Raw genomic sequence first — 23,631 nt, forward strand, 5'->3', positions numbered from 1 at the left:
AGGCGTGGCCCGGAAGAGCAGGGATGAATCGGGCCAGGTCCGGCGTGGGTACGAACAGGAGAATAAGGAACGGCGGTTGTGACGCTTATCTGAACAGCGCCGCTCAGCCCGGCATGGTCAGTTAACCAGTTTCGTCACGACACGAACGGCTCTGGCGTAGACTTCTCTCTGACCGTTGACAGACCGCGCTTCCTGTTGTTTCAGAAACGCAATGATTTCCTGGATTCCTGCTGTCTTACCTGACTTCAGCAGGCTGGAAACAGCCTGTCCTACCACGGCATGGACATCATCCATATCCGCCGGTTTATCGATGCTCAAAAGAAACTCCAGGGCAGCAATTCTGCTGAACAGCATCTGAATGGGCAACGCGTCGGTGATTCAGCCTGCCCGTCTGTTTATCGAAAGCGAGCATTATGGCAGAGCCTTAAGCAGTTTTTCCCGCAGTGTGGCAACCTGGGTCGTCAGTTCACCCAGCTCACTGCAGGCGGTATCCATTACTGAGATCATATCTGCCGGGACACCCGCCGCCGCGACTTTAAGCTGGTGGCCCTGTTCCGTCAGTGAGACCACAACCCGACGTTCATCCTTCCCGGTGTCACGCTGCCGACAGATAATGCCAGCGCTCTCCAGCCGCTTCAGAAGCTGACTGAGCGTGCCGGAATCCAGCCGGACGCGCGCGCCAATCTCAGAAACGGTCAGGCGATCTTTTTCCCACAGCACCAGCAGTACCAGATACTGCGGATAGGTCAGCCCAAGCGGTTTCAGCCGCGACTGATAGAGCTTTGTCATGGCGAGCGATGCGGAATAGAGCGCAAAGCAGAGAAACTGGTCGATGGTTTCTGGCGCGGCACTGGCGGGAGACGTATCAGCGATCCCCACGGTTTCATCATTCATATTTTTACTCATTCTGAGTCCGGGGCAGGAGAGCCAGACCACCGGCGGCTTATCAGCCCTGAAGTCTTGCTAAGTGTATATCGGGGAGATGCTGACTGCAGCAGCATCTCTTTTCGGGTGTCAGAAACCCAACTTTCAATCGCTTTCGCGGCGAGAGGAAAAGCCGTTGGCTACGCCTCCGGTTGAAAGGTGGCTCAGTATTGAGTCAAATTAAATTGAAGTCAATATAACCGGGCGCAGCCCCTGGCGCACAACGTGCGCCAGGGGCAAAACGGCGAAGATTTGCTGCAAAATTTCAGCATTTAACGCAGAAGTGAATGCCGTGCACTGTCAGCGCTCTGATCCGGTCATCGGGTAATGACCGCGCAGCGCAGAAAGTTATCCATGACCGCAATCATTCTTCCCACCGCCAGCAGGTCAGCGGCCAGCAACAGGTCGCTGCGCACCAGTTTGTCCATCAGGGCGCGATCACTCATGTGCGCCTGAATCCGGCTGTAAAGCTGGGTCAGATGTATCCAGTTATTGGCGAACGTATCCACACTCAGATACTCGCCTTCACTGAGTTGCTGAAGCAGAATATCCACATCCTGTTTCAGGCCACCGATCCGGCTGATAAGGTCAGCCGTGCCGACGGAGAGTTGTCCGCCGGAAGGGTTCATACGGTGAAGGTCCCCACCATGCCGCGCAGATCGCGCGCCTGCGCCAGCAGGGACTGTGACGCGGAAGAGGACTCTTCCACCAGCGCAGCGTTATTCTGCGTGACGCCGTCCATCTGACTGACTGCAATACTGACCTGGGAGATGCCCTGCATCTGTTCACCGGAGGAGAGTGAGAGGTTGTCCATGGCATCGGCCAGTTCGCCCACGCGGCTGACAATTTCCAGGATGCGCTCACCCGTTCCTGCCGCTACGGTGACGCCTTCTTCAACCTGCGTGACCGCCTGCTCAATCAGCTGCTTGATGTCGCGCGCTGCAGTGGCGCTGCGCTGGGCCAGCGAGCGGACTTCACCCGCGACCACAGCAAATCCGCGACCGTCTTCACCGGCACGTGCTGCTTCTACGGCAGCGTTAAGCGCCAGAATATTGGTCTGGAAAGCGATACCTTCTATCACAGAGGTAATGTCACGCACCCGCACGGCACTCAGCGAAATGTCATGCATGGTTTCTGACAGGCGCTGAACATCCACTTCGCCCGCATGAGCCAGCGTGGCAGCCTCGCGTGCTGAACCCGCCGTCTGATGCGCGCCCGCCGCATTGCTTTTTACGGTGGCAGTGAGCTGCTCCATGCTGGCTGCGGTTTCCTGCAGCGCAGCAGCCTGCTGCTCGGTACGGGATGACAGCTCACTGTTGCCCTGAGAAATCTCATCGGCCGCCAGCGCCACCGAAGCGGAAGCCTCTTTAATTTGCGACACCAGCCCGCGCAGATTGGTCTGCATACCGCTTAACGAGGCAAGCAGGCTGGTGCTGTCGCCACGGCGTAGCGTAACTGCGGAGGTGAGATCGCCAGCGGCAATTGCGGCAGCCAGCGTCTGTGCCTGAACAGGTTCGCCGCCCAGCTGACGCATCAGCATACGCACAATAAACACGCAGGTGGCGACCGCAGCCAGCACGGAGATTGCTGCCAGGATGATCAGTATCCAGGTGGTGCGGGCGATCGCGTTACCGTTTTCCACCACCGCATCCCGGCTGTTGCGCATCTCAAGCTCCGTCAGATCGTTGATCGCTTTAAGCAGAGTCTGCTGCGCAGGACGCGCTACGGTTAACAGATAGTCGGTAACCTCCTGCTGACGGTTTTCCAGCCCGAGTTTCCCGGCGTTCATCAGGGTGGATAGCGCGGCCCCTTCGGCAGATTCAATTCTGCCCATCGCCTCGCGTCCCGCGGGGCCGGCGTCAGTTTGCATCATGTGCGACAGCGCTTCACGATTGCTGATGTAAAGCGCCTGCTGTTTTTGCAGACGTTCCCATTCTGGCTTCATCGCAACAGGATCGGTCATCAGGGCCAGGTTACGCACTGCAATAGCCATATCCCGCACGCCGCCACGCATATCCAGTACGGTCTGGTACTTTTTCAGCCGGACATTGACCACTTCGTCCATGCTATTACGGGCGCTATTAAGCGCCTGAATCGCGGTACCGGCACAAATAATAAATAGCAAAATCAGCAGGCCAAAACCTGCGCTAAGGCGCGTTGAGATTTTCATCGATCTTCCAGAAGCGTTCGTTGGGTAATCCGGTATCGGCAGTCGGAGAGGGTTCTGTAGGGTTGGGTTCAACTAAATTGATCGCTATTTAGTTTTGTACAACAAAAGTCCGTTCTGCCGGAGTGTGCCCCGCGTGATTGGACCGACAGTAAAAAAATAAAAAAGTGTCATATTCTCAGGCTTTGTAACGCAAATTTGCGCAACGACCTGCGGCGATAATGACACATCAACTTATTGTTAATTAAAAATTTAATATGGCTGGCATGGTGCATTCTGACGCGCTGTGCGGTGGTGCACCATCCCGGATGCATAACCCGTCGGAACCCTTGTAATGCACAAATATAACCGGACCGGCCTGTTAATCTCGCCGCCGCTGCCGATAGAACACTCATCGATATTGATGACGTAACCGGCACGCGCCGCTCAGTGCAGCTCTTCTGTTGTGCTGGCGCGAGGCGGGTGAGAACGCGTGATTTCTATAAAAAGAAATAGCGGAGGGGTGATTATCGTCGGTAGTTAAGCTGACAGGCTATAAGAAATACACCCCGGTTTTTTACTGATAATTAAAACAACACTCTGACACTCTCCATCACCGGGAATGAACGCATGCGCCTGAAACTTTTCTGGCTCGCAGTGCTGAATATTGCGACCATCATTTTACTCTCAACACTGTGGGAATTCGGGCTTGAGGCACGGATTTCCAGCCTGCTGGGCCTGGGCTACGATCCCGATTTTGAAACCAGTGAGCGGGTGCGGTTTATCGTGACCTCAACCTCATTTGCCGGGCTGGCGATGATTATTCCGGCGCTGTTTATCGCGAATCTGATCCGCAAAGCACTCAGAGCGGAAAAAGATGCGCTCAGGCTGGCCGGAACCGATGCGCTGACCGGGGTCCTGAACCGCCGGTCCTTGAATGAGTATATTGCAGAACTTGATGCTGGTGAGGTGCCCTATACCCTGACACTGCTCGACATTAATGAGTTCAAAAGTATCAATGATCTGAACGGTCATCGTCAGGGTGATGCCACGCTGATCGCTTTGGCCAGTCTGCTGACTGCCTCGGCCGACAGCGGGAGCCAGGTATTCCGCGTAGGTGGGGATGAGTTTGCCATTGTTGCCGATGCTTCTCAGGCGGATCAGGCGCTTGATGCCGCGAGGCGTTTCTGTCAGCAGGCGACATCCATCCGCACCGGTCCCCACACCTTCCTGAGTCTCTCAGCCGGTATTGCCAGCTCAACCTGCACGGCGCAGGCTGATGTGATGCGGGCAGCCGATCTGGCGTTATACGAGGCGAAGCAGGATAAGGGCGCCTATCTGGCGCGCTTCTCGCCAGATATGGAACTGCGTTTTCGCCAGCGCGAAAGGCTGGAGCAGGAGGTGGTTGCCGCCGTCAGCGGCCACGCTATCGTTCCCTTTCTGCAGCCGCTGGTGTCGCTGCGAAGCGGAAATATTACCGGCTTTGAAATACTGGCACGCTGGATCACCGCGTCGGGGCAGACGGTTTCACCGGCCGAGTTTTTGCCGGTGGTGGAACGGCTGGGGTTGATGGACAGCATGACCGTGGCGCTGCTGCAGGATGCGGTCAGTGCAACACGGGCATGGCCTGCCGGGCTCTGCCTGTCGCTGAACATTACCCCGGAGCAGCTGCTGAGACCGTCGCTGACCACCTGTCTGTCCCGCATTATGCAGCAAGCCGGACCGGTTATGCTGGAACTGGAGATCACGGAACAGAACGTCATGACCATCTCTGATGATGCCCGTGAGGCGATACGTCAGCTGAAAGAGGACGGTATCGGCGTGGTACTGGACGATTTCGGTACCGGCTATTCCAATCTCTCCGTATTACTGGGGCTGGGTATTACCAAAATCAAAATTGATCAGACGTTTATTGCCGGAATTGTGACCGGGTCGGAGCAGCGGAAAGTCGTGGAAACGCTGCTGGCGCTCTGTCAGGGGCTGAATGTGGTGATTACGGCAGAGGGGATCGAGGACGTCACCACGCTGCGGTGGCTGAGAAAACGCGGCTGTGATTATGGTCAGGGGTATCTTTTCAGCCGTCCGGTACCTGCCGGGCAGGCAACCACGCTGCTGGCCTCGGCCAACGTGGAAGAGCTGATGGAGGAAGAGGCCGTGGCGGTTAACTTAGTCAGGGCGCTGGGCTGAAACCGGCGTGAGAACAGATTATGCCTGGCGTGAGTCAGTCAACAGGCCCGGCAGGAAGCGCCGGGCCTGCTGTCTCATCAGAACTGGTAAATCAGACCCAGCGCGGTGATGTCGTCGGTCGCCAGACCGAGCGGGTTGTTATCTTTCAACAGGTTGATGCGATATTCACCATAGACCGACATGTTCTTGTTGAAGTAGTATGTGGCACCCACGGCGGTGTACTTAATAATGTCGGCATCGCCGATATTTTCAATCTCTTTGCCCTTCGATGAGACGTAACCCACGGATGGACGCAAGCCGTTCAGGAACTGATACTGCGCCACGGCTTCAAAGTTTTGCGCTTTGTTGGCGAAGCCGCCGCTAATCGGCGTGGCGTTCAGGGTTTCGCCGTACATCGCGGCCAGATACACCTGGTTCGCATCATATTTGACTGAGGTCGCCCAGTGCTGGGCTTTATCGCCTTCACCGCGTGCGGCTGCGTTCTGCGCCGTGGTGCGATCCAGGCTGGCAAATGCGCCAGCGAAGCTCAGGCCGAAATCGAAGTCATAAGACGCGGAGAGGGCAAAACCATCGCCATTGGAACGACGCACGCCGTCGATGTTACTGCTGCGGTCGTTTTTGCCCTGATACTGTGCAGCAAGGTTTAACCCGTCTACCAGACCAAAGAAATCACTGTTACGCCAGGTCAGCACGCCGGTTGAGCGGCCAGAGAGGAAGGCGTCGGTATAACCGGAATCACCGCCGAAGAACGGCAGCATATCGGTGTAACTCAGCGCGTCATAGACCAGGCCATAGTTACGTCCGTAATCCAGCGCACCGGCCTTGCCAAATTTCAGGCCAGCATAACCCAGACGGGTGCGGTTGGTAGCCTGTGCGTCACTGCCTTCGGAGTTGTGAAGGCTGTACTGATACTGCCAGAAACCATAACCGGTGAGCTGATCGGTAATCTTCGTCTCGCCCTTGAAACCAAAACGGGCATACGAAGAAGTATCGCCGTTGTTGTTATCGTCATCAGAAAAGAGGTGTGACACGTTAATCTTGCCGACCAGGTCCAGCTTATTGCCATCCTTGTTATAAATTTCTGCGGCCTGTGCGGAGGAAAGACCGATCAGTAACGGCATAATAGCCGCCAGTAAAGTGCGCTTCATCATTTAATTATTACCCTGTATTCATTAATTATTATTCCCCTGATGCGGGGTGAAATGAAAATGACACAAAAAGTTAAAATTACAAAGTGCAATAAAAGTAACAAAATGTGATGTCTATATTCAGCTAATGGATATCATCGGACTACAGAAGATTAAATGACAAGGTAATAAGATTTTCTTCTAATAAAATGCCTGAACTTTCTGTATTGATATGGTTTTTAATCAATAAGTTAAATGCCTTTTTGCGCTAAAGTTCATAACTTTAAAGTATATAAATTAATCAGATAAAGCTCTGCATTAATTATAGTGAGTATTCTGATAGTGATAATTCCACAAGGATTCACTTCTAACCATTAGCCTGCATATTAATATCTGTGCATCTTTTAATAAATATTATTTCCCGCCCGATAATCACGTCAGAAATAATCCGCACGAGAGTGATTAAAGCGTCATCACATTGATCATTAATTGAACGATAACAGGCGGGGAAATTAATTCGCCTGGCGTGATAAATGAAAATAGTTTGTTAAGTTTTGCCATTAAACCCTCTTTTGCCAGACGAAATCCCGCAGCTACGGCTGCACCAGTGAGAGGCAAACTGCGCTAAAAAAGGGCAAAGAATGGGTTTTTATGGAGAGATAATTTATCAGCGATCACAAAAGCGATATTTCATCCCGCGAATGCATAATTCTGCTGTTTAAAACCCGGCTTTGCCGCTTCAGTCAGAAGATTATTCACTATATATGCAAATTAAGTGAATATTGTAACCACCTAACTCATTGATATTGCGTTGTGGTAACCATTTTATGCATTAATTCTCTGGCTGGCACGTTAACTGCACTCTACAGTAGGGCTGCATTACAACATCTTTTAACAATTTTAAAACATAAGCTTTACCCGGCCGGTAAAGTAAAGCAGGAGAGTGGGTTATGGCACTGCACGTTTCGCGTCACGATTTCGATCAATGGATGATGCCGGTTTATGCACCAGCGACCTTTATACCGGTTCGCGCAGAAGGCTCGACCGTTTGGGATCAAAACGGTAAAGACTATATCGACTTTGCCGGTGGCATCGCCGTCAATGCGTTAGGGCATGCGCATCCGGCGTTACAGCAGGCGTTGCAGGAACAGGCCGCACGGTTATGGCACACCGGTAATGGCTACACCAACGAACCGATTCTGCGACTGGCGAAGCAGTTAATCGACGCCACCTTTGCAGACCGGGTGTTCTTCTGTAACTCCGGCGCGGAGGCAAACGAAGCAGCACTGAAACTGGCGCGTAAAGTCGCGCATGACCGTGCTGGCCCGCATAAAAGTGGCATCGTGGCGTTTAAAAATGCGTTTCATGGTCGCACCCTGTTTACCGTCTCAGCCGGTGGTCAGCCCGCCTACTCAAAAGATTTTGCGCCGCTGCCGGCTGAGATTCAGCATGCACCGTTTAACGATCTGGCTGCAGCTGCCGAACTGATTAATGACCATACCTGCGCCGTAATTGTTGAACCGATCCAGGGTGAGGGCGGCGTGCTGCCTGCCGATCCAGCGTTCCTGCGCGGACTGCGTGAACTCTGTGATAAGCATCAGGCCGTGCTGATTTTTGATGAAGTGCAGAGCGGCGTGGGGCGTACCGGTTCGCTTTACGCCTATATGCACTATGGCGTCACGCCGGATGTCCTCACCAGCGCCAAAGCGCTGGGTGGCGGCTTCCCGATAGGTGCGATGCTGACCCGTGACGATCTGGCGCTGGTGATGGGCGTCGGTACCCATGGCACCACCTATGGCGGCAATCCGCTGGCGGGCGCGGTTGCCGGTAAAGTGATGGAGCTGATCAACCAGCCTGACATGATGACAGGTGTCACGCAGCGCCACGAGTGGATTGTCGCGGCCCTTGATGAGATCAATCAGCGCCTGCATCTGTTTAAAGAGGTGCGCGGTCTGGGTCTGCTGATTGGCGCGGTGCTCAGCGACGACTTTGCCGGTAAAGCCAAAGAAATCAACCTTGCCGCCGCTGAGATGGGCGTGATGGTGCTGATTGCCGGGGCCAACGTGGTACGTTTTGCCCCCGCGCTGAATATCAGTGAGCAGGAAGTGAAGCTCGGCATGGCACGCTTTGCTGAGGTGTGTGCACGCCTGGTTCGAGGGTCCGCATCATGATGGTAATCCGTCCGGTTGAACGCGATGATTTAAGCCAGCTGATGGCGCTGGCCGGTAAAACCGGCGGTGGGCTGACCTCGCTGCCCGTTGATAGCGCCACCTTACAGGCGCGTATCGATCGATCGCTGCAGACCTGGGAGGATACGCTGCCGCGCGCTGAACAGGGCTATGTTTTTGTACTGGCGGACAGTGAAGATAATCGCGCTGTCGGCATCTGCGCTATCGAGGTGGCGGTCGGCCTGCAGGATCCCTGGTACAACTTTCGCGTCGGCACGCAGGTGCACGCCTCGAAAGAGCTGAATGTCTACGCCGCGCTGCCAACGCTGTCGCTGAGTAACGATCACACCGGCAGCAGTGAATTGTGTACGCTGTTTCTCGATCCCGATTACCGTGACGGCAAAAATGGTTATCTGCTCTCGAAGTCCCGTTTCCTGTTTATGGCGAACTTCCGTGAACGCTTCACCGACCGCGTGGTGGCTGAGATGCGTGGTGTCAGCGATGAGCAGGGCCATTCGCCGTTCTGGGAGAGCGTGGGCAGCCGTTTTTTCTCAATGGAATTCAGTAAAGCCGATTTCCTCAGCGGCACCGGCCAGAAATCGTTTATCGCGGAGCTGATGCCGAAACACCCGCTCTATATCGACTACCTGACGCCAGAGGCGCAGGCGGTCATCGGGCAGGTGCATCCACAAACTGCCCCTGCCCGTGCCGTGCTGGAGGCGGAAGGTTTCCGCTACCTCAACTATGTTGACATCTTTGATGGCGGCCCGACGCTGGAGTGCGATATCGACCATATCCGTGCTGTGCGCAAAAGCCGTCTGCGCAGCGCAGATCGGGGTGAAAACCCGGCTGATGCGCCGCTCTGCCTGGTTGCCAATAACCATTACCGCCAGTTCCGTGTGGCGCTGATCCCGGCCCATGCCGACAGCGACAGCGTACAGCTTACGGATGAACAGATGCGGGCGCTCCATTGCCAGCCGGGCGACAGCCTGCGCGTGGTGACGCTCTGCAAAGAGGAGAAAACAGCATGACGCACCTGATAAAGGGAGAATGGGTAGACGGTGACGCGGAGGTCCTGACCAAAGCGGATCCGGTCAGCGGCGAGACGCTATGGCAGGGCCAGGCGGCATCGGCCGCGCAGGTCACGGTGGCCTGTGACGCGGCGCGCGGCACCTTTCCGGTCTGGGCCAGACGCCCGCTGGCGGAACGGCAGGCGATCATAGAGAAATTTGCGGCCGGGCTTGAAGCGCACAAAACAGAAATGGCAGAAACCATTGCCCGTGAAACCGGCAAGCCGCGCTGGGAAGCGCTGACCGAAGTCGGCGCGATGATCAATAAAATCGGCTTTTCAGTAAAGGCGTACCATAGCCGCACCGGTGAGCAGCATGAAGGCGAAAGCTCGCTGCGCCATCGTCCCCACGGCGTGCTGGCGGTGTTTGGTCCCTATAACTTCCCCGGTCATCTGCCAAACGGTCATATCGTCCCGGCGCTGCTGGCGGGCAACTGCGTGGTCTTTAAACCCAGCGAACTGACGCCGCTGACTGCCGAAAAAACGGTTGAGATCTGGCTGGCCGCGGGCTTGCCAGCTGGCGTACTGGCGCTGTTGCAGGGCGGACGTGAAACCGGGCAGGCGCTGGCCACCTGTAGCCAGATCGACGGCCTGCTGTTTACCGGCAGCGCCCATACCGGCTATCAGCTGCATCGTCAGTTTGCCGGTCAGCCTGAGAAGATGCTGGCGCTGGAGATGGGCGGCAATAACGCTCTGATTGTAGAAGATCCGGCTGACCTGGATGCGGCCGTCAACATCACGTTGCAGTCCGCCTTTATTACCGCCGGACAGCGCTGCACCTGCGCCCGGCGTCTGCTGGTTAAACGCGGCAAGGCGGGTGATGCGTTTCTGCAGCGGCTGGTGGAGGTGGCGGGGCGACTTCAACCGGCCGCGTGGAATGCGGAGCCACAACCCTTTATGGGCAGTGTGATCTCGACCGGCGCGGCAGAGAAGATTATGAGTGAGTGGCAACGTCGGGTTGAGGCGGGCGGTGAGGTGCGGCTGGCGATGCGCTGGCCGGATCGCCACAGCGCCATTCTGACGCCAGGCATTATCGATTTGACCGGCGTGCAGGGCATCCCGGATGAAGAGGTCTTTGGTCCGCTGCTGGGCGTCGTCCGCTATGACACCTTTGATGAGGCGATTGCGCTGGCGAACCAGACCCGTTACGGGCTGTCGTGCGGATTAATTTCGCCTTCGCGCCAGCAGTTTGATCAGCTGCTGCTGGAAGCACGCGCCGGCATCGTCAACTGGAACAAACCGCTGACTGGCGCAGCCAGTACCGCACCATTTGGCGGCATTGGGGCGTCGGGCAACCATCGCGCCAGTGCCTGGTATGCGGCGGATTACTGCGCCTGGCCGATGGCCTCACTGGAGACGCCAGACCTTACGTTACCCGCTACGCTGTCGCCGGGACTCGATTTCTCCGCACCGGAGACGAGATCATGAAGGCAACCGAAGCCAACTTTGATGGGCTGGTGGGATTAACACACCACTATGCCGGGCTGTCGTTTGGTAACGAAGCCTCAACCCGCAACCAGCTGCAGCCCTCGAATCCCCGTCTGGCGGCAAAGCAGGGATTGCTGAAGATGAAAGCGCTGGCCGATATGGGCTACGTGCAAGGGGTGATCCCGCCACATGAGCGGCCCAATATTGCGGCGCTGCGTCAGCTCGGATTCAGCGGCAGCGATGAGCAGGTGCTGGCGACGGCCGGGAAAACTACGCCGGGAATACTTTCCGCCTGCAGCTCCGCGTCGGCAATGTGGGTCGCCAATGCCGCTACGGTTTCGCCGTCAGCAGACAGCCTGGATGGCCGGGTTCACCTGACGGTGGCAAACCTTAACAACAAATTCCACCGGGCGATGGAAGCGCCGGAAACGGTCTGGTTGCTGCGTTCCATCTTCCGCGACGACCGCCATTTTGCCGTGCATGATGCGTTGCCGCAGGTGGCGATGTTTGGTGATGAAGGCGCGGCTAACCACAACCGGCTCGGCGGCGCCTATGGCGAGCGCGGCGTGCAGCTGTTTGTCTATGGCCGCGACAGCAGCCATGAGGGCAACGCTCCGCAACGTTACCCGGCGCGGCAGACACGTGAGGCCAGCGAGGCGGTGGCCCGTCTGCATCAGCTTTCACCCGAACGCGTGCTGTTCGCCCAGCAGAATCCTGTGGTGATCGATCAGGGTGTGTTTCATAACGATGTGATTGCGGTCAGCAACCAGCAGATGCTGTTCTGTCATCAGCACGCCTTTGTTGATCAGCCTGAACTGCTGGCGCAGCTTCGGGCGCGCGTCCCCGGTTTTGTGGCACTGGAAGTGCCGGCAGATCGGGTGTCAGTGAAAGAGGCGGTAGAGACTTATCTGTTTAACAGCCAGCTACTGAGCCGTCCCGACGGCACGATGATGCTGGTGCTGCCGGAAGAGTCACGTCAGCATGCGGGCGTATGGCGCTACCTGTGCGAACAGGTCGAAGGGGACTCGCCACTGAAAGCCCTGAAGGTATTTGATCTGCGCGAAAGCATGTATAACGGAGGGGGGCCAGCCTGCCTGCGTTTGCGGGTCGTGCTGACACCAGAGGAGCAGCAGGCAGTGAATCCGGCGGTGCTGATGAACGATCAACTCTTTAGCACACTGAATAGCTGGGTTGACCGCCATTACCGCGATCGCCTGACGCAGGCCGATCTGGTCGACCCGCAGTTGCTGCGTGAGGGACGGGACGCGCTGGATGAACTGACGAAGCTGCTAGACTTAGGAAATGTATACGCATTTCAGCAGTGAAGCAGGAGGTAGAAGAGTCTGCCATCTGCTCAGGCGCAAAGGAGGAATGATGCAGGACTTTTTACAGCAAACGCTTTCCGGCGAGGTGCCGCGTAAGCGCAGTGGTGAAACGGCGCATCTTCGCTGGCAGTGGTTGTATCACGGCATACTGTTAATGGAGCCAACGGTGCCGGTTAAACAGGCGCTGGTTCTTTCCGCCGGGATCCACGGTAATGAAACCGCCCCGGTTGAAATCGTGAACCAGCTGATTAATCCCCTGCTGCGCGGTGAAAAATCGCTGCAGCAGCGCATGCTGGTGATTCTGGGTAATCCCACAGCGCTGCGGGCGGGTAAGCGCTATGTGCGCTATGACATCAACCGGCTGTTTGGCGGACGCTGGCAGCAGATTGACGATGGCGATGAGGCCCGCCGCGTGCTGCGGCTGGAGCAGACGCTGGAAACGTTCTGGCAGCTGGGCGAGTGCGATGAGACGCGCTGGCATCTCGACATGCACACGGCGATTCGCGGCTCTTATCATCCTCAGTTCGGCGTGATGCCGCACAACGAGCGCCCCTGGCCACCTGCGTTTCTTGACTGGCTGGCCGCTGCCGGGCTTGAAGCGCTGGTTTTCCATCGCGCGCCGGGCGGCACCTTTACTCACTTCAGCTGCGAACACTTCGGTGCGGCCAGCTGTACCCTCGAGCTGGGCAAAGCGCTGCCGTTTGGCGAGAACGATCTCAGCCAGTTCAGTGCAGCACAGCAGGCGCTGGCATCTTTACTCTATGGTGAAGCCATGCCCGTCACTACCGTTAAGCCGCGCCACTATCGGGTTGCGCAGCAGATCACCCGGCTGAGTGAGCACTTCACGCTCCATATGTCGCCGGAAACGCTGAACTTTACCGCCTTTCCACAGGGGACGTTACTGGCGGAAGATGGCAACACCCGCTATTACGTGCAGCAGGCACGGGAATATGTGCTGTTCCCAAACCCCAACGTAGCAGCCGGGTTGCGTGCCGGGCTGATGCTGATAGAAGAGGGCGAACAGACTCAGGCACTGCCGGTCTGATGGCTGAACTTACCAGCGCTGTTCATGGCGCTAAAAAATCGGCAGGAAAAGCGCGAGAGAGCCTTCCGCTTTCCTGTCGTAACCCTTACACTCCTCCATGATTTCTGCGAAATTCGCTGTAAATTCATAAACGTTTTCAATTCCTCACGCCTTTCTTCTTATTCTCTTCATGATTGCCCGATTTTTATCTTTTATGCTTTCACGGCTTTACTCAGGCTCTGAGTAGTTGACGTTCAGCGTCGTATGCTTGTTTCCGAAGACGCGACAGAGTGCTGTCGTCATTATCATGAATTATAAGGACACGATTATGCGCAAACTGACTTCCCTTTTACTGGCTTCTTCGCTGGCGTTTGGTGCAGCTACCGCCGTCCATGCTGCTGCAGATAACCTGACTCCACCGCCAGCAGGCAGCGAAAAAGCGCTGCATAAACCGCCAATGCGTCATGGCCCGGAGATGATGTTTAAAGGTCTGAACCTGACCGACGCGCAGAAAACGCAGATGCGTGACATCATGAAAGAGAGCCACAAAGATATGCAGCGTCCGTCGCTGGATGAGCGTCGCGCAGCCCACAGCATCATTGCCTCTGACAGCTTCGACCAGAGCAAAGCAGAAGCGCAGGCAGAAAAAATGTCCGCAAATGCGAAAGAGCATGCGCTGAAGATGCTGGAAACTCAGAACAAGCTCTATAACGTGCTGACGCCGGAACAGAAAAAACAGTACAACGCGAACTTTGAAAAGCGTCTGACTGAGAAAGGCCCGCATGATGGAAAAATGGCACCGCCAGCAGAACCGGCTGAATAACCTTAGCTAAGCCACCGGTCTGAGACCGCCGACGCTGTCCACTGAAGTAAGTGGGCAGCATCGGCGGTTTTTTTATAGCGGAAGAATCGGGTAGGCACCCGACAGAATCGGGCGGCAGAGGATTTTGTAGCCGTCGTGGTCAAAACCGCCTTTGGGCCGCTGCAGTTTTCTGGCCTCATCCATGCTGTTCACCGAACCAAGATAGAACCAGTGGTCGATGACGTGAATCTGGGTCATCTCTTTGCCTTCCTCCACCAGACCTACGGCACCCTGCCAGGGCCAGCAAAAGACCCGGACATTCTCCAGCGCTTCCAGCAGACGATCCTGATGATCGCTGACCGGCTCTTTACCGCAGCAGGCACCGGCGCAGCGGCGCAGTGCCGAACGGAAGCAGCCCCGACCCGCACTCAGCGCTTCCAGACCCAGCAGGCCATGACAGAGCTGATACTCATCCGCAAGCTGCTTCAGTCGTTCAAGCGCAGCAAAGCGACTGCGATAGAGGCCAAACAGGTTGGGAGACTGGCTGAAATCGAGATCTTTTGCGTAAACCACATTCGGTTTGCCATCGGTAATCTGTAACGAGCAGAGCTGCCGGTTTTTGCGCAGCCGCTTATTAAACAGCGGTTGCTGGGTTTTGATCATCTGCGCTTCCAGCAGCAGTGCGCCGAGATCACCTGCGGTAGGGATCCAGCTTACTCGCCGCGACTGACGCAGCATTTTCGCCTCATCAGGGGTGCGAAAATGGGACATTACCCGCGAACGCAGATTGACACTTTTACCGATGTAGAGCGGCAGTGACTCACTCTCGCCGTGAAAGGTATAGACACCAGGGTGATTCGGCAGACCTTCCAGCCATTCACGCAGGTGTTCAGGATATTGATAAATTTTATTCGCGTCGGGTTCGGGACGAAGAATGGCAGCACGTCTGGCCAAAATGAACTCCACTTACTGGTTGTCCATACAGCATAACAGGCAGGCGAAATGATCGCCAGCCGTCTGGTTAAAGACGCCGTGTCGCCAGCCAGCAGATCAGCGAACCCAGGGTAATCATCGCGACCCCCTGCCAGAAGACCAGCGGTGGCGTCAGGCTGAGCCATAGCGATCCCAGCAGGGCCGACAGCACGGGCGTGAAATACGAGGCAGTGGCCAGCAGCGTCAGGTTGCCCTGCTGAATCCCGTGGTTCCAGGCGGAGTAGGCGATAGCGGTAGAGAGTCCGACAAACAGCACCTCCAGCAGTGGAACCAGTGCAAAGGTCATCGGCGCGGCACGATCGCTAAAGACATATTTAATCCACAGCGCCATCGCGGTCAGGATAAAAAACAGCGTGACGCCGTTCGAACCCCGGGCGCAGCGGCGGGTAACGTTGTTGTAGATCGCCCAGGTCAGGGCAGCGATAAAGGCGAGTGCATAGGCGACAGGATTACGCAGCATGTTCTGCCATAACAGCGCAGGCGACCCGCTGCCGCTGCTTTTCATTACCCAGACGATCCCCAGCAGCGACAGCAGCAGTCCGGGCCAGAGCCAGACGCGGAAACGTTGCTGATTAAATGGAATAGCCAGCACGATGGTGAGGCAGGGCCAGAGATAGTTAATCATTCCCAGCTCCAGCGACTGACTGCGATCGCTGGCCAGCCCGATCGCCAGCGCCAGAGAGATTTCATAGCCCACGAAGAGGGTCCCGCCCAGCCATAAATAGATCGCAGGCATTGCGCCGGGCTTTGGCAGGCCGCGGGTCAGGCAGAGCAGGAGCGCTGTGGTGGTATAGATCAGCGCCGCGCCGCCAGTGGCACCAAAGGCTTCACTGACGCTGCGCAGCAGGCCAACGGTGGTGCTCCATAGCAGAATGGCAATAAGTCCGATGAAAGTGGCGCGCGAAACGGTGACAGGCATGCAGCGATCAACAAGGTGAGTGAGAGAAGCCTCCCTTGTCGGGGCAAAGGAGGCGTGGAATTACTTCCAGAAGTCGTCAAATACCGTGATCGGCGGGCGACGTTTGTGCTCGGTCTTCAGATACCAGCCTTCGATGATGCGGGCGTTATCAGGATTGATGGTTTTCCCTTCCAGATAATCATCGATCATCTCGTAGGTGACACCCAGCGCCACTTCATCCTGCAGGCCAGGACGATCGTCTTCCAGATCGGCAGTCGGTTTCTTCAGGTAGAGATGCTCCGGGCAGCCAAGATGCTTCAGCAGCTGTTTGCCCTGGCGCTTGTTCAGGCGGAACAGTGGGTTGATATCAGTGCCGCCATCGCCATACTTGGTGAAGAATCCGGTGACCGCTTCTGCCGCGTGGTCGGTGCCGACCACTACCCCTTTGGTCATGCCTGCGATGCTGTATTGCGCTTTCATTCGCTCGCGCGCTTTTTCATTACCGCGCACGAAGTCGGAAAGCGTAATACCGGCTTCTTTCAGCGCGCGCTCACTGGCCAGCACCGACTCTTTGATATTGACCACCAGTGAACGGTCAGGCCCGATAAACGCCAGCGCGTCCTGACAATCCTGCTCATCCGCCTGCACACCATAGGGCAGACGCACGGCAATAAAGGTGTAGTCATTATCGCCACTCTCCTGACGCAGTTCCGTAATCGCCGTTTGCGCCAGCTTGCCTGCCAGGGTTGAATCCTGGCCGCCGCTTATTCCCAGCACCAGCGTTTTCAGTCCGCTGTGACGTTTCAGGTAGGCTTTGAGAAAATCGACGCTGACGCGCACTTCCTGGTCGGCGTCGATAGCGGGTTTCACACCCAGTGCTTCAATAATTTCCTGCTGCAGTGACATGAACTTCTCCTCAGGTCAGTGGCCTGTCGGCTTAATGCGAACGTTTTAATAAAGCTAACGTGCCTTCGCCAAAACAACAAGCTTAAGCGGCAACTGATTAAGGCTTAACATTGCGAAATCAGTGAGTTTTTACCCGCGGCAGCGGTTTTTTGGCCAGCAGGCTGAACATCAGAATTGCCATCATAAAGCAGCCAAAAATGGTGGCGCACATGCTCAGTACCGAGGTACCGCCGATGCCGGTGATCGGCACGGTAACCGCGCCCAGGGTGAACATGGTGACGCCAATCACTGCGGAGGCGCTGCCCGCGCGGTGGCCCTGACTCTGCATCGCCAGTGATGAGGCGGTGGTGGCGATCACGCCATTACTGGCGATGGTAAAGAACAGTGCCACCAGCAGTAGCGCTAACGGGGCATGTAACAGCGCGGCCAGCAGCAGCAGACTGGAGGCGACAAAGGCCAGCGTCAGCCCGCCTTTCAACACCCGATACTCGCCCCAAAGTGGACAGAGGCGGGCGCTGGTTTGCGAGGCAATGATCAGACCAAATCCGTTGGCCGCAAAACAGAAGCTGAAGGCCTGAGGCGACAGGCCATAAAGCTGTTGCAGGACAAACGGTGAGGCACCGATGTAGGCGAACATGCCGGACATCATAAATCCCTGGGTCAGGCAGAAGCCCATAAAGGGGCGATGGGTTATCACCTGACCCAGCGCTGCGTAGGCGGAGAAAATCGATCCTTTACTGCGCCGTTCTTCTGGCAGCGTTTCACGCAGCTTCCAGCGTGCCAGCAGAATCAGGAGAATGGCTATGCCGCCCAACACCATAAAGATGCCGCGCCAGTTGACTATCGTCATCAGCACACCGCCCAGTACCGGTGCGCCAATCGGTGCCAGGCCGTTGACCAGCATCAGCAGCGCGAAGAAACGCGTCAGCTCATGACCGCTGTACATATCTCGCGCAATCGCCCGTGACAATACCGCACCACCTGCACCGGCCAGTCCCTCGAACAGTCGTGCCAGCAGCAGCTGGTTAATATCCTGCGCCAGTGCACAGCCCATCGAGGCGATAAACAGCAGCCCCAGTGACAGGGTCAGCGGACGCAAGCGGCCGAACTTATCGCTCATTGGACCAAACAGCAGCTGTCCAACGCCCAGACCCAACAGACCGGCGGTAAGACTTAGCTGCGCGGTTGCGGTTTCAGTGTGCAGATCCTGCGCCATTTGTGGCAGGGCAGGCAGATAGAGATCGATGCAGAGCGGGCCCAGTGCGGCCAGCAGGCCGAGCGTAATGGCGTAAACCAGGCGGTTGGCGTGTACAGGGGTCATTTATCCTCGGATTCGTCAGCGATGGGGTGAACAGAAAGCAGGTAAGTCAGTAAATTACAGAGACCCGTTACGCAGCTATCACACTGATCAACGCCCTCATAGATGATGGCCGATGAGTCTGAAAACGGGTCGTTACGGCGTGTCTGTTTTGCGGGGAAGTATACGTCTGCGTTGACAGCAAAACAGCCTTCTTTACGATATCCTGACGTTTACCATGCCACGAATTGTTACTCATAAACTTGATAAATCAGCATTTATGTTCCAGGCTTGTTTCCACATGGACAATAAATGAGGAACAACAAGATGAATAAAGTGATGGGATGTATCGCTGCGGCGCTGACGCTGGCTGCACTGTCTGGTTGTACGACTTACGATCGTGCTGAAAGCTACGTGACTAAGCCAGTTGTTAAGGATGTTAAAAAAGGTATGACCCGTGATCAGGTTCGTCAGATCGCCGGTACGCCGTCTACTGAAATCACCATGGTTCACGCGCGCGGCACCTGCCAGACTTACGTACTGGGCCAGCGCGACGGTAAAGCACAGACTTACTTCGTGAGCTACAACGATACTGGCCGTGTGATGAACTACGGCTTCCAGAGCTGTGCGGAATATGACACCGATCCGCAGGTTCAGCAGTAACACGTAGCACTCCTGAATAGCAAACGGCCCGTCGTCATGACGGGCCGTTTTTCGTTGTGGCGCGGATTACAATCCTGCCGGACGTGGCACCTCAACATAATCACCGTCTATCTGCCGCTGGTAGTAGTGGCCATCCTGCACATAAAAACGTTTACCATTAAAGTCGAGTACCCGCATTTCATTGCTGACCCGCGACCCGGCTGGCGGTTCGACCACCACATATTCATCCCCGTGACGCTGATAATAACTGCCGTTCAGCAGGTAGTAGGTCAGTCCGCCAATCAGCACCGCGGTAGCGGCTTCAGGTAAAAAACGCACCGGGCCAGGACCGCCCCAGTGGGGGCCGGGTCCGCCATGTCGACCCCATCCACCCGGGCCCCAGTCGCCAGGGTGGGCGAAAGCCAGCGCGGGCGTCAACAGCGCCAGCGTCAGAAGCGAGGCAATAATTTTTTTCATCGGATGTCCTCCTCATAAGACTGGATGCAGAATTCGCTTTTTGCCGGGCAAAGACAAGCATTAAAGCGGCGATTTTTCGCCTGTTTACCATGCTTAACGCTTTCTTAACGGCGTCGCCATCAATGGGGAGGATTATGGAGAGGCAGGGCGGAAATAACCTGGCGCGGGCGCGCCAGGTTTACAGCAGATTAACGATGCGCCAGCTCGGCGTTGTCGTCACTTTCCAGTACGCGCTTATCGGTCAGACCTAACCAGCGGCTGGTCAGGGAACCGGCGGTCATGGAACCGTTAACGTTCAGTGCCGTACGACCCATATCAATCAGCGGCTCAATGGAGATCAGCAGCGCCACCAGGGTGACAGGCAGGCCCATTGCAGGCAGAACAATCAGGGCGGCAAAGGTGGCACCACCGCCGACACCGGCCACGCCTGCGGAGCTCAGCGTCACTATCCCAACCAGGGTGGCAATCCACAGCGGATCAAACGGGTTGATTCCAACCGTTGGCGCAACCATCACGGCCAGCATGGTTGGATAGAGGCCGGCACAGCCATTCTGTCCAATTGTGGCACCAAAGGAGGCCGCGAAGCTGGCAATCGAATCAGGTACGCCCAGACGACGGGTCTGCGTCTCTACGCTCAGTGGAATGCTCGCTGCGCTGGAGCGGCTGGTGAAGGCGAAGGTGATCACCGGCCACACTTTACGGAAGAAGCGCAGCGGGTTGATGCCATTCACCGACAGCAGCAGGGCGTGAACACCAAACATGATGGCCAGACCCAGGTAAGAGGCGACCACAAAGCTGCCCAGCTTGATGATGTCCTGCAGGTTAGAACCGGCAACCACTTTGGTCATCAGCGCCAGCACACCGTAGGGGGTCAGCTTCATTACCAGACGAACCAGCTTCATAACCCACGACTGCAGCGTATCAATTGCGACCAGCACGCGCTGACCTTTCACTTCATCATCTTTCAGCAACTGCAGGGCAGCGACACCCAGGAAGGCGGCAAAGATGACGACGCTGATAATGGAGGTTGGACTGGCGCCGGTCAGATCGGCAAACGGGTTTTTCGGGATAAAGGAGAGCACCAGCTGTGGCACGCTCAGGTCAGAGACCTTGCCGACATAGTTGCTCTGGATCGCACTCAGACGCGCGGTTTCCTGCACACCCTGTACCAGACCTTCCGCGCTCAGACCAAACAGGCCGGTCACGAACACGCCAACCAGCGCCGAAATTGCGGTGGTAAACAGCAGTACACCAATGGTCAGTACGCTGATTTTCCCCAGTGACGAGGCATTATGCAGACGGGCAACCGCGCTCAGAATTGAAACGAACACCAGCGGCATCACCACCATCTGCAGCAACTGGACATAGCCATTACCGATGATGTTAAACCAGCTGATAGACTCTTTTACCACTGCGCTGTTTTCGCCGTAGATCAACTGCAAAACCAGGCCGAACAGCACGCCGATCACCAGACCGGTCAGCACTTTTTTCGACAGGCTCCAGTTCTGACGGCTGAAGCGGGAGAGTAATACCAGCAGCACCACAAAGGCCACGATATTAAGCGTAAGAGGAAGGTCCATGCTGAAACTCCAGAGTAATGCGGCTTTCCCACCCGGGAAAGCCGCATAATGTTAATCACGAATTAAGACAGCAGGAATGGTAACAGCAGGTGCAGAGGGTGCCTTATATCCAAATGGCATGGTTTATAACTTAATGGTGTTTTGTGCGGATTTATTGCGCAGTATGACTGGAAATTAATCGACTGACGCCATTTTGTAGCGTATCAAACAGCTGAGCCGGCCAGCCGTTTGCACCAAAATATGGCATGCCGACCGGGAACCACAGCGCATAGCCGACCAGTCCCAGACACAATGCCCGCTCAAGCTGGTTTCCTTTCTGACTGCGCAGAATCGGCAGGCGGAAGCGCCAGCGGCAGGGCCATAGCAGCGGAACACCGGCGGGTGTCAGCATATCGGCCACAATATGACTGAGGTAGCCCAGCGTCAGACCCTGTAGTACGTCTGCCGGTATTGGCGACGACTGGGGCAGGTTTATCTGAAAAAGCCATAAACCGGCGGCCACCGCCAGCAGGCTATGGGTAAAGCCCCGATGACCGAACGCGCGCGCAATAGGATGAGAAAGCCAGCGTAGTCGCTGTCCCAGCAAAGATTTGGGGTGGTCGATATCGGGCAACAGACATGTCAGCAGGGCTGAGGGAACAAGATGCCACCAGTCGGCCTGCGCCAGTACGGGTGTCAGCTCAGCACGCTTCGCAAAGATAGCGCTGGCAATGGCAAAAATAATGTGGCCTTCGCCCGTCATGATAGAACCTGGTTGCAAAGAAAGCTGTCGATGCATCCAGTATAGGGATTTATCCAGTAAATGAGAACATGTGACGCTGTAACGAAGCATGAATATTTTTAACAAGGCGGACAGCGATGAAACACTGCCCGCCCGTTCTGCCAGAAAGATTAACGTGCCAGCCAGCCGCCATCTACCGCCAGGGTATAGCCATTCACGTAGTCAGATGCGGAAGAGGCCAGGAAAACTACCGGCCCCATCATGTCATCAGGCACGCCCCAGCGGCCTGCCGGAATACGCCCCAGAATCTCTTCACTACGCGACTCATCATTGCGAAGCTGTTCCGTATTGTTGGTGGCCATGTAACCGGGAGCGATGGCATTGACGTTAATGCCATGTTTTGCCCACTCGTTCGCCATCAGACGGGTCAGACCCATCACGGCACTTTTCGACGCCGTATAAGAGGGCACCCGGATACCGCCCTGGAAGGAGAGCATGGAGGCGATATTGATGATCTTGCCGCCATTACCCTGCGCGATAAACTGACGGGCAACCTGCTGCGACAGGAAAAACAGGCTCTTGCTGTTAAGATTCATCACGTCATCCCAGTCCTGCTCGCTGAAATTCAGTGCGTCCTCACGGCGGATAATGCCGGCATTGTTGACCAGAATGTCAATTTTACCGGCAGCGGCCAGCGCCTGTTCAACCACTGAGGCCACCACGCTGGTCTGCATCAGATCGGCCTGCACCGGCCAGAACCGGCGACCCAGCGCCTCCACTTTACTGTGGGTATCATCCGGGCCATCACGGTTAACGCCGACGATATCACAACCCGCCTGGGCCAGGCCCAGCGCCATACCTTGCCCTAAACCGGTATTACAGCCGGTCACCAGCGCGACTTTACCTTCCAGGTTAAACGTACTCAGTACCATGGTATTTCTCCTCTGCTCAGCGCAGTTCACTGATTTTGACGTGGTCCATGTCATCAAAGACCTGATTCTCACCCACCATGCCCCAGATAAAGGTGTAACGCTGGGTGCCGACACCGGCGTGAATTGACCAGCTGGGTGAGATCACCGCCTGCTCGTTGTGTACCAGCAGATGGCGGGTTTGCTGCGGTTGCCCCATCATGTGGAAGACGGCGCACTCTTCGCTCATATCGAAGTAGAAATAGACTTCCATGCGGCGTTCGTGGGTGTGGCAGGGCATGGTGTTCCACAGGCTGCCTTCATCCAGTCTGGTTAAGCCCATGGTGAGCTGGCAGGTGGGCAACACATCCGGCACGATAAATTTGTTAATGGTGCGGCGATTGGAGGTCGCGGCATCACCCAGCGTCGCGGTTGCTGCGTCCTGCAGCGTGATTTTCTTGTCCGGGAAGGTGCTGTGTGCTGGCGCACTGTTGTAATAGAATTTGGCCGGCTGTGCAGGGTTCAGGCTGCGGAACTGCAGGTTGCGCGCACCTTTGCCGATGTAAAGCGCCTCTTCGTGACCGATCTCCCAGGCTTTACCGTCAACCTCGACCAGACCCGGGCCGCCAATGTTGATCATGCCAAGCTCGCGGCGTTCAAGAAAGTAACTGACGCCCAGCTGTTTTCCCATCTCATCACCGATAATGACTGGCTTATTAACCGGCATCACGCCGCCAATGATGATGCGGTCGATGTGGCTGTAGGTCAGGGTGTAATTGTCAGCGGAAAAAATCGTTTCAATCAGAAACTCGCGGCGCAGCGCGTCAGTGTCGAGTTGTTTAGCGTGATCGCTGTGAATGCTTTGGCGAATGTCCATCTCAGGCCTCTCTGCAGGTCAGGTTATTCATGCCCCGAATGGGGACGCTTCGGGCATCTTAGGCAGAGCGGGAGGGGAATTCAATAAAAATGAAACGTTGTTTTATTTTTTGCGGGGTAGATCAACTGGCAG

Annotated in this window: 22 protein-coding genes; 8 read left to right on the plus strand and 14 right to left on the minus strand. The window is 56.1% G+C overall.

All coding sequences use genetic code 11. The features are described from left to right. Window positions 1–117: 117 nt before the first annotated feature. From AC6I8J_RS08115 to AC6I8J_RS08130, 4 genes are all read right to left on the minus strand, one after another. Window positions 118–318, minus strand: coding sequence for a hypothetical protein (locus tag AC6I8J_RS08115; protein ID WP_237566777.1), 201 nt, complete (start codon window positions 316–318; stop codon window positions 118–120). A 93-nt stretch (window positions 319–411) separates the two neighbouring features. Then, window positions 412–906: a MarR family winged helix-turn-helix transcriptional regulator gene (locus AC6I8J_RS08120; protein ID WP_161736841.1), complete on the minus strand. Its 495-nt coding sequence runs from the start codon at window positions 904–906 to the stop codon at window positions 412–414. A gap of 335 nt (window positions 907–1,241) precedes the next feature. Beyond that, the gene (locus AC6I8J_RS08125; RefSeq protein WP_161736840.1) at window positions 1,242–1,553 is read right to left on the minus strand and encodes a hypothetical protein; all 312 of its coding nucleotides are present in this window, start codon (window positions 1,551–1,553) and stop codon (window positions 1,242–1,244) included. Beyond that, window positions 1,550–3,094, minus strand: coding sequence for a methyl-accepting chemotaxis protein (locus tag AC6I8J_RS08130; protein ID WP_161736839.1), 1,545 nt, complete (start codon window positions 3,092–3,094; stop codon window positions 1,550–1,552). The genes AC6I8J_RS08125 and AC6I8J_RS08130 overlap by 4 nt, the downstream gene beginning before the upstream one ends. Window positions 3,095–3,700: 606 nt before the next feature. On the opposite strand from AC6I8J_RS08130, the gene AC6I8J_RS08135 reads away from it, so the two are divergent. Further along, a complete protein-coding gene (locus AC6I8J_RS08135) occupies window positions 3,701–5,257 on the plus strand; it encodes a putative bifunctional diguanylate cyclase/phosphodiesterase (protein WP_260058060.1) in 1,557 nt (518 codons plus the stop codon). 77 nt (window positions 5,258–5,334) lie between these two features. On the opposite strand, the gene AC6I8J_RS08140 is transcribed toward AC6I8J_RS08135, so the two are convergent. Next, window positions 5,335–6,408 (minus strand): porin, encoded by a 1,074-nt coding sequence (locus AC6I8J_RS08140; RefSeq protein WP_161736837.1) that lies wholly within the window; start codon window positions 6,406–6,408, stop codon window positions 5,335–5,337. Between the two features lie 926 nt (window positions 6,409–7,334). On the opposite strand from AC6I8J_RS08140, the gene AC6I8J_RS08145 reads away from it, so the two are divergent. From AC6I8J_RS08145 to spy, 6 genes are all read left to right on the plus strand, one after another. Further along, window positions 7,335–8,555: an aspartate aminotransferase family protein gene (locus AC6I8J_RS08145; RefSeq protein WP_497825247.1), complete on the plus strand. Its 1,221-nt coding sequence runs from the start codon at window positions 7,335–7,337 to the stop codon at window positions 8,553–8,555. Next, window positions 8,552–9,583, plus strand: coding sequence for an arginine N-succinyltransferase (gene astA, locus AC6I8J_RS08150; RefSeq protein ID WP_161735862.1), 1,032 nt, complete (start codon window positions 8,552–8,554; stop codon window positions 9,581–9,583). The genes AC6I8J_RS08145 and astA overlap by 4 nt, the downstream gene beginning before the upstream one ends. Further along, window positions 9,580–11,049 carry a succinylglutamate-semialdehyde dehydrogenase gene (astD, locus tag AC6I8J_RS08155; RefSeq protein WP_285085817.1) on the plus strand — a complete coding sequence of 490 codons (1,470 nt, stop codon included), beginning with the start codon at window positions 9,580–9,582 and terminating at the stop codon, window positions 11,047–11,049. Before astA ends, astD begins: the two co-directional genes overlap by 4 nt. Next, on the plus strand, window positions 11,046–12,374 hold the full coding sequence (gene astB / locus AC6I8J_RS08160) for an N-succinylarginine dihydrolase (RefSeq protein ID WP_161735858.1): 1,329 nt from the start codon (window positions 11,046–11,048) through the stop codon (window positions 12,372–12,374). The genes astD and astB overlap by 4 nt, the downstream gene beginning before the upstream one ends. Before the next feature lie 49 nt (window positions 12,375–12,423). Next, window positions 12,424–13,419: a succinylglutamate desuccinylase gene (astE, locus tag AC6I8J_RS08165; protein WP_161735866.1), complete on the plus strand. Its 996-nt coding sequence runs from the start codon at window positions 12,424–12,426 to the stop codon at window positions 13,417–13,419. Between the two features lie 307 nt (window positions 13,420–13,726). Next, entirely contained in the window at window positions 13,727–14,221 is a 495-nt protein-coding gene (gene spy / locus AC6I8J_RS08170; RefSeq protein ID WP_161735856.1) for an ATP-independent periplasmic protein-refolding chaperone Spy, read from the plus strand. A gap of 72 nt (window positions 14,222–14,293) precedes the next feature. Here the strand turns inward: spy and cho are convergent, their stop codons facing one another. The 4 genes from cho to AC6I8J_RS08190 all read right to left on the minus strand — a co-directional run bounded on the left by cho (window position 14,294) and on the right by AC6I8J_RS08190 (window position 18,318). Continuing rightward, the gene (gene cho, locus AC6I8J_RS08175; RefSeq protein WP_161735854.1) at window positions 14,294–15,154 is read right to left on the minus strand and encodes an excinuclease Cho; all 861 of its coding nucleotides are present in this window, start codon (window positions 15,152–15,154) and stop codon (window positions 14,294–14,296) included. Between the two features lie 67 nt (window positions 15,155–15,221). Next, on the minus strand, window positions 15,222–16,112 hold the full coding sequence (yddG, locus tag AC6I8J_RS08180) for an aromatic amino acid DMT transporter YddG (protein ID WP_497825248.1): 891 nt from the start codon (window positions 16,110–16,112) through the stop codon (window positions 15,222–15,224). Between the two features lie 60 nt (window positions 16,113–16,172). Continuing rightward, window positions 16,173–16,997, minus strand: a complete 825-nt coding sequence (nadE, locus tag AC6I8J_RS08185; protein ID WP_222924118.1) for an NAD(+) synthase — start codon at window positions 16,995–16,997, stop codon at window positions 16,173–16,175. Between the two features lie 118 nt (window positions 16,998–17,115). Further along, window positions 17,116–18,318 carry a multidrug effflux MFS transporter gene (locus AC6I8J_RS08190; RefSeq protein ID WP_497825249.1) on the minus strand — a complete coding sequence of 401 codons (1,203 nt, stop codon included), beginning with the start codon at window positions 18,316–18,318 and terminating at the stop codon, window positions 17,116–17,118. Window positions 18,319–18,621: 303 nt separating this feature from the next. Here AC6I8J_RS08190 and osmE point away from each other — a divergent pair, with 303 nt between their 5' ends. Continuing rightward, on the plus strand, window positions 18,622–18,957 hold the full coding sequence (gene osmE / locus AC6I8J_RS08195) for an osmotically-inducible lipoprotein OsmE (protein WP_010245718.1): 336 nt from the start codon (window positions 18,622–18,624) through the stop codon (window positions 18,955–18,957). Window positions 18,958–19,023: 66 nt separating this feature from the next. Here osmE and AC6I8J_RS08200 read toward each other — a convergent pair whose 3' ends face one another. From AC6I8J_RS08200 to kduI, 5 genes are all read right to left on the minus strand, one after another. Continuing rightward, entirely contained in the window at window positions 19,024–19,413 is a 390-nt protein-coding gene (locus AC6I8J_RS08200) for a DUF6515 family protein (protein ID WP_222924116.1), read from the minus strand. Window positions 19,414–19,601: 188 nt separating this feature from the next. Then, window positions 19,602–20,993 (minus strand): L-cystine transporter, encoded by a 1,392-nt coding sequence (locus AC6I8J_RS08205; RefSeq protein ID WP_161735845.1) that lies wholly within the window; start codon window positions 20,991–20,993, stop codon window positions 19,602–19,604. 151 nt (window positions 20,994–21,144) lie between these two features. Continuing rightward, the gene (locus AC6I8J_RS08210) at window positions 21,145–21,735 is read right to left on the minus strand and encodes a metal-dependent hydrolase (RefSeq protein WP_161735843.1); all 591 of its coding nucleotides are present in this window, start codon (window positions 21,733–21,735) and stop codon (window positions 21,145–21,147) included. A 149-nt stretch (window positions 21,736–21,884) separates the two neighbouring features. Beyond that, window positions 21,885–22,646 (minus strand): 2-dehydro-3-deoxy-D-gluconate 5-dehydrogenase KduD, encoded by a 762-nt coding sequence (kduD, locus tag AC6I8J_RS08215; RefSeq protein ID WP_187484101.1) that lies wholly within the window; start codon window positions 22,644–22,646, stop codon window positions 21,885–21,887. A gap of 16 nt (window positions 22,647–22,662) precedes the next feature. After that, window positions 22,663–23,499 carry a 5-dehydro-4-deoxy-D-glucuronate isomerase gene (gene kduI / locus AC6I8J_RS08220; RefSeq protein WP_161735841.1) on the minus strand — a complete coding sequence of 279 codons (837 nt, stop codon included), beginning with the start codon at window positions 23,497–23,499 and terminating at the stop codon, window positions 22,663–22,665. Window positions 23,500–23,631: the final 132 nt, after the last annotated feature.

It is taken from the genome of Pantoea sp. X-Soil-ISGK-355 (assembly GCF_059730805.1).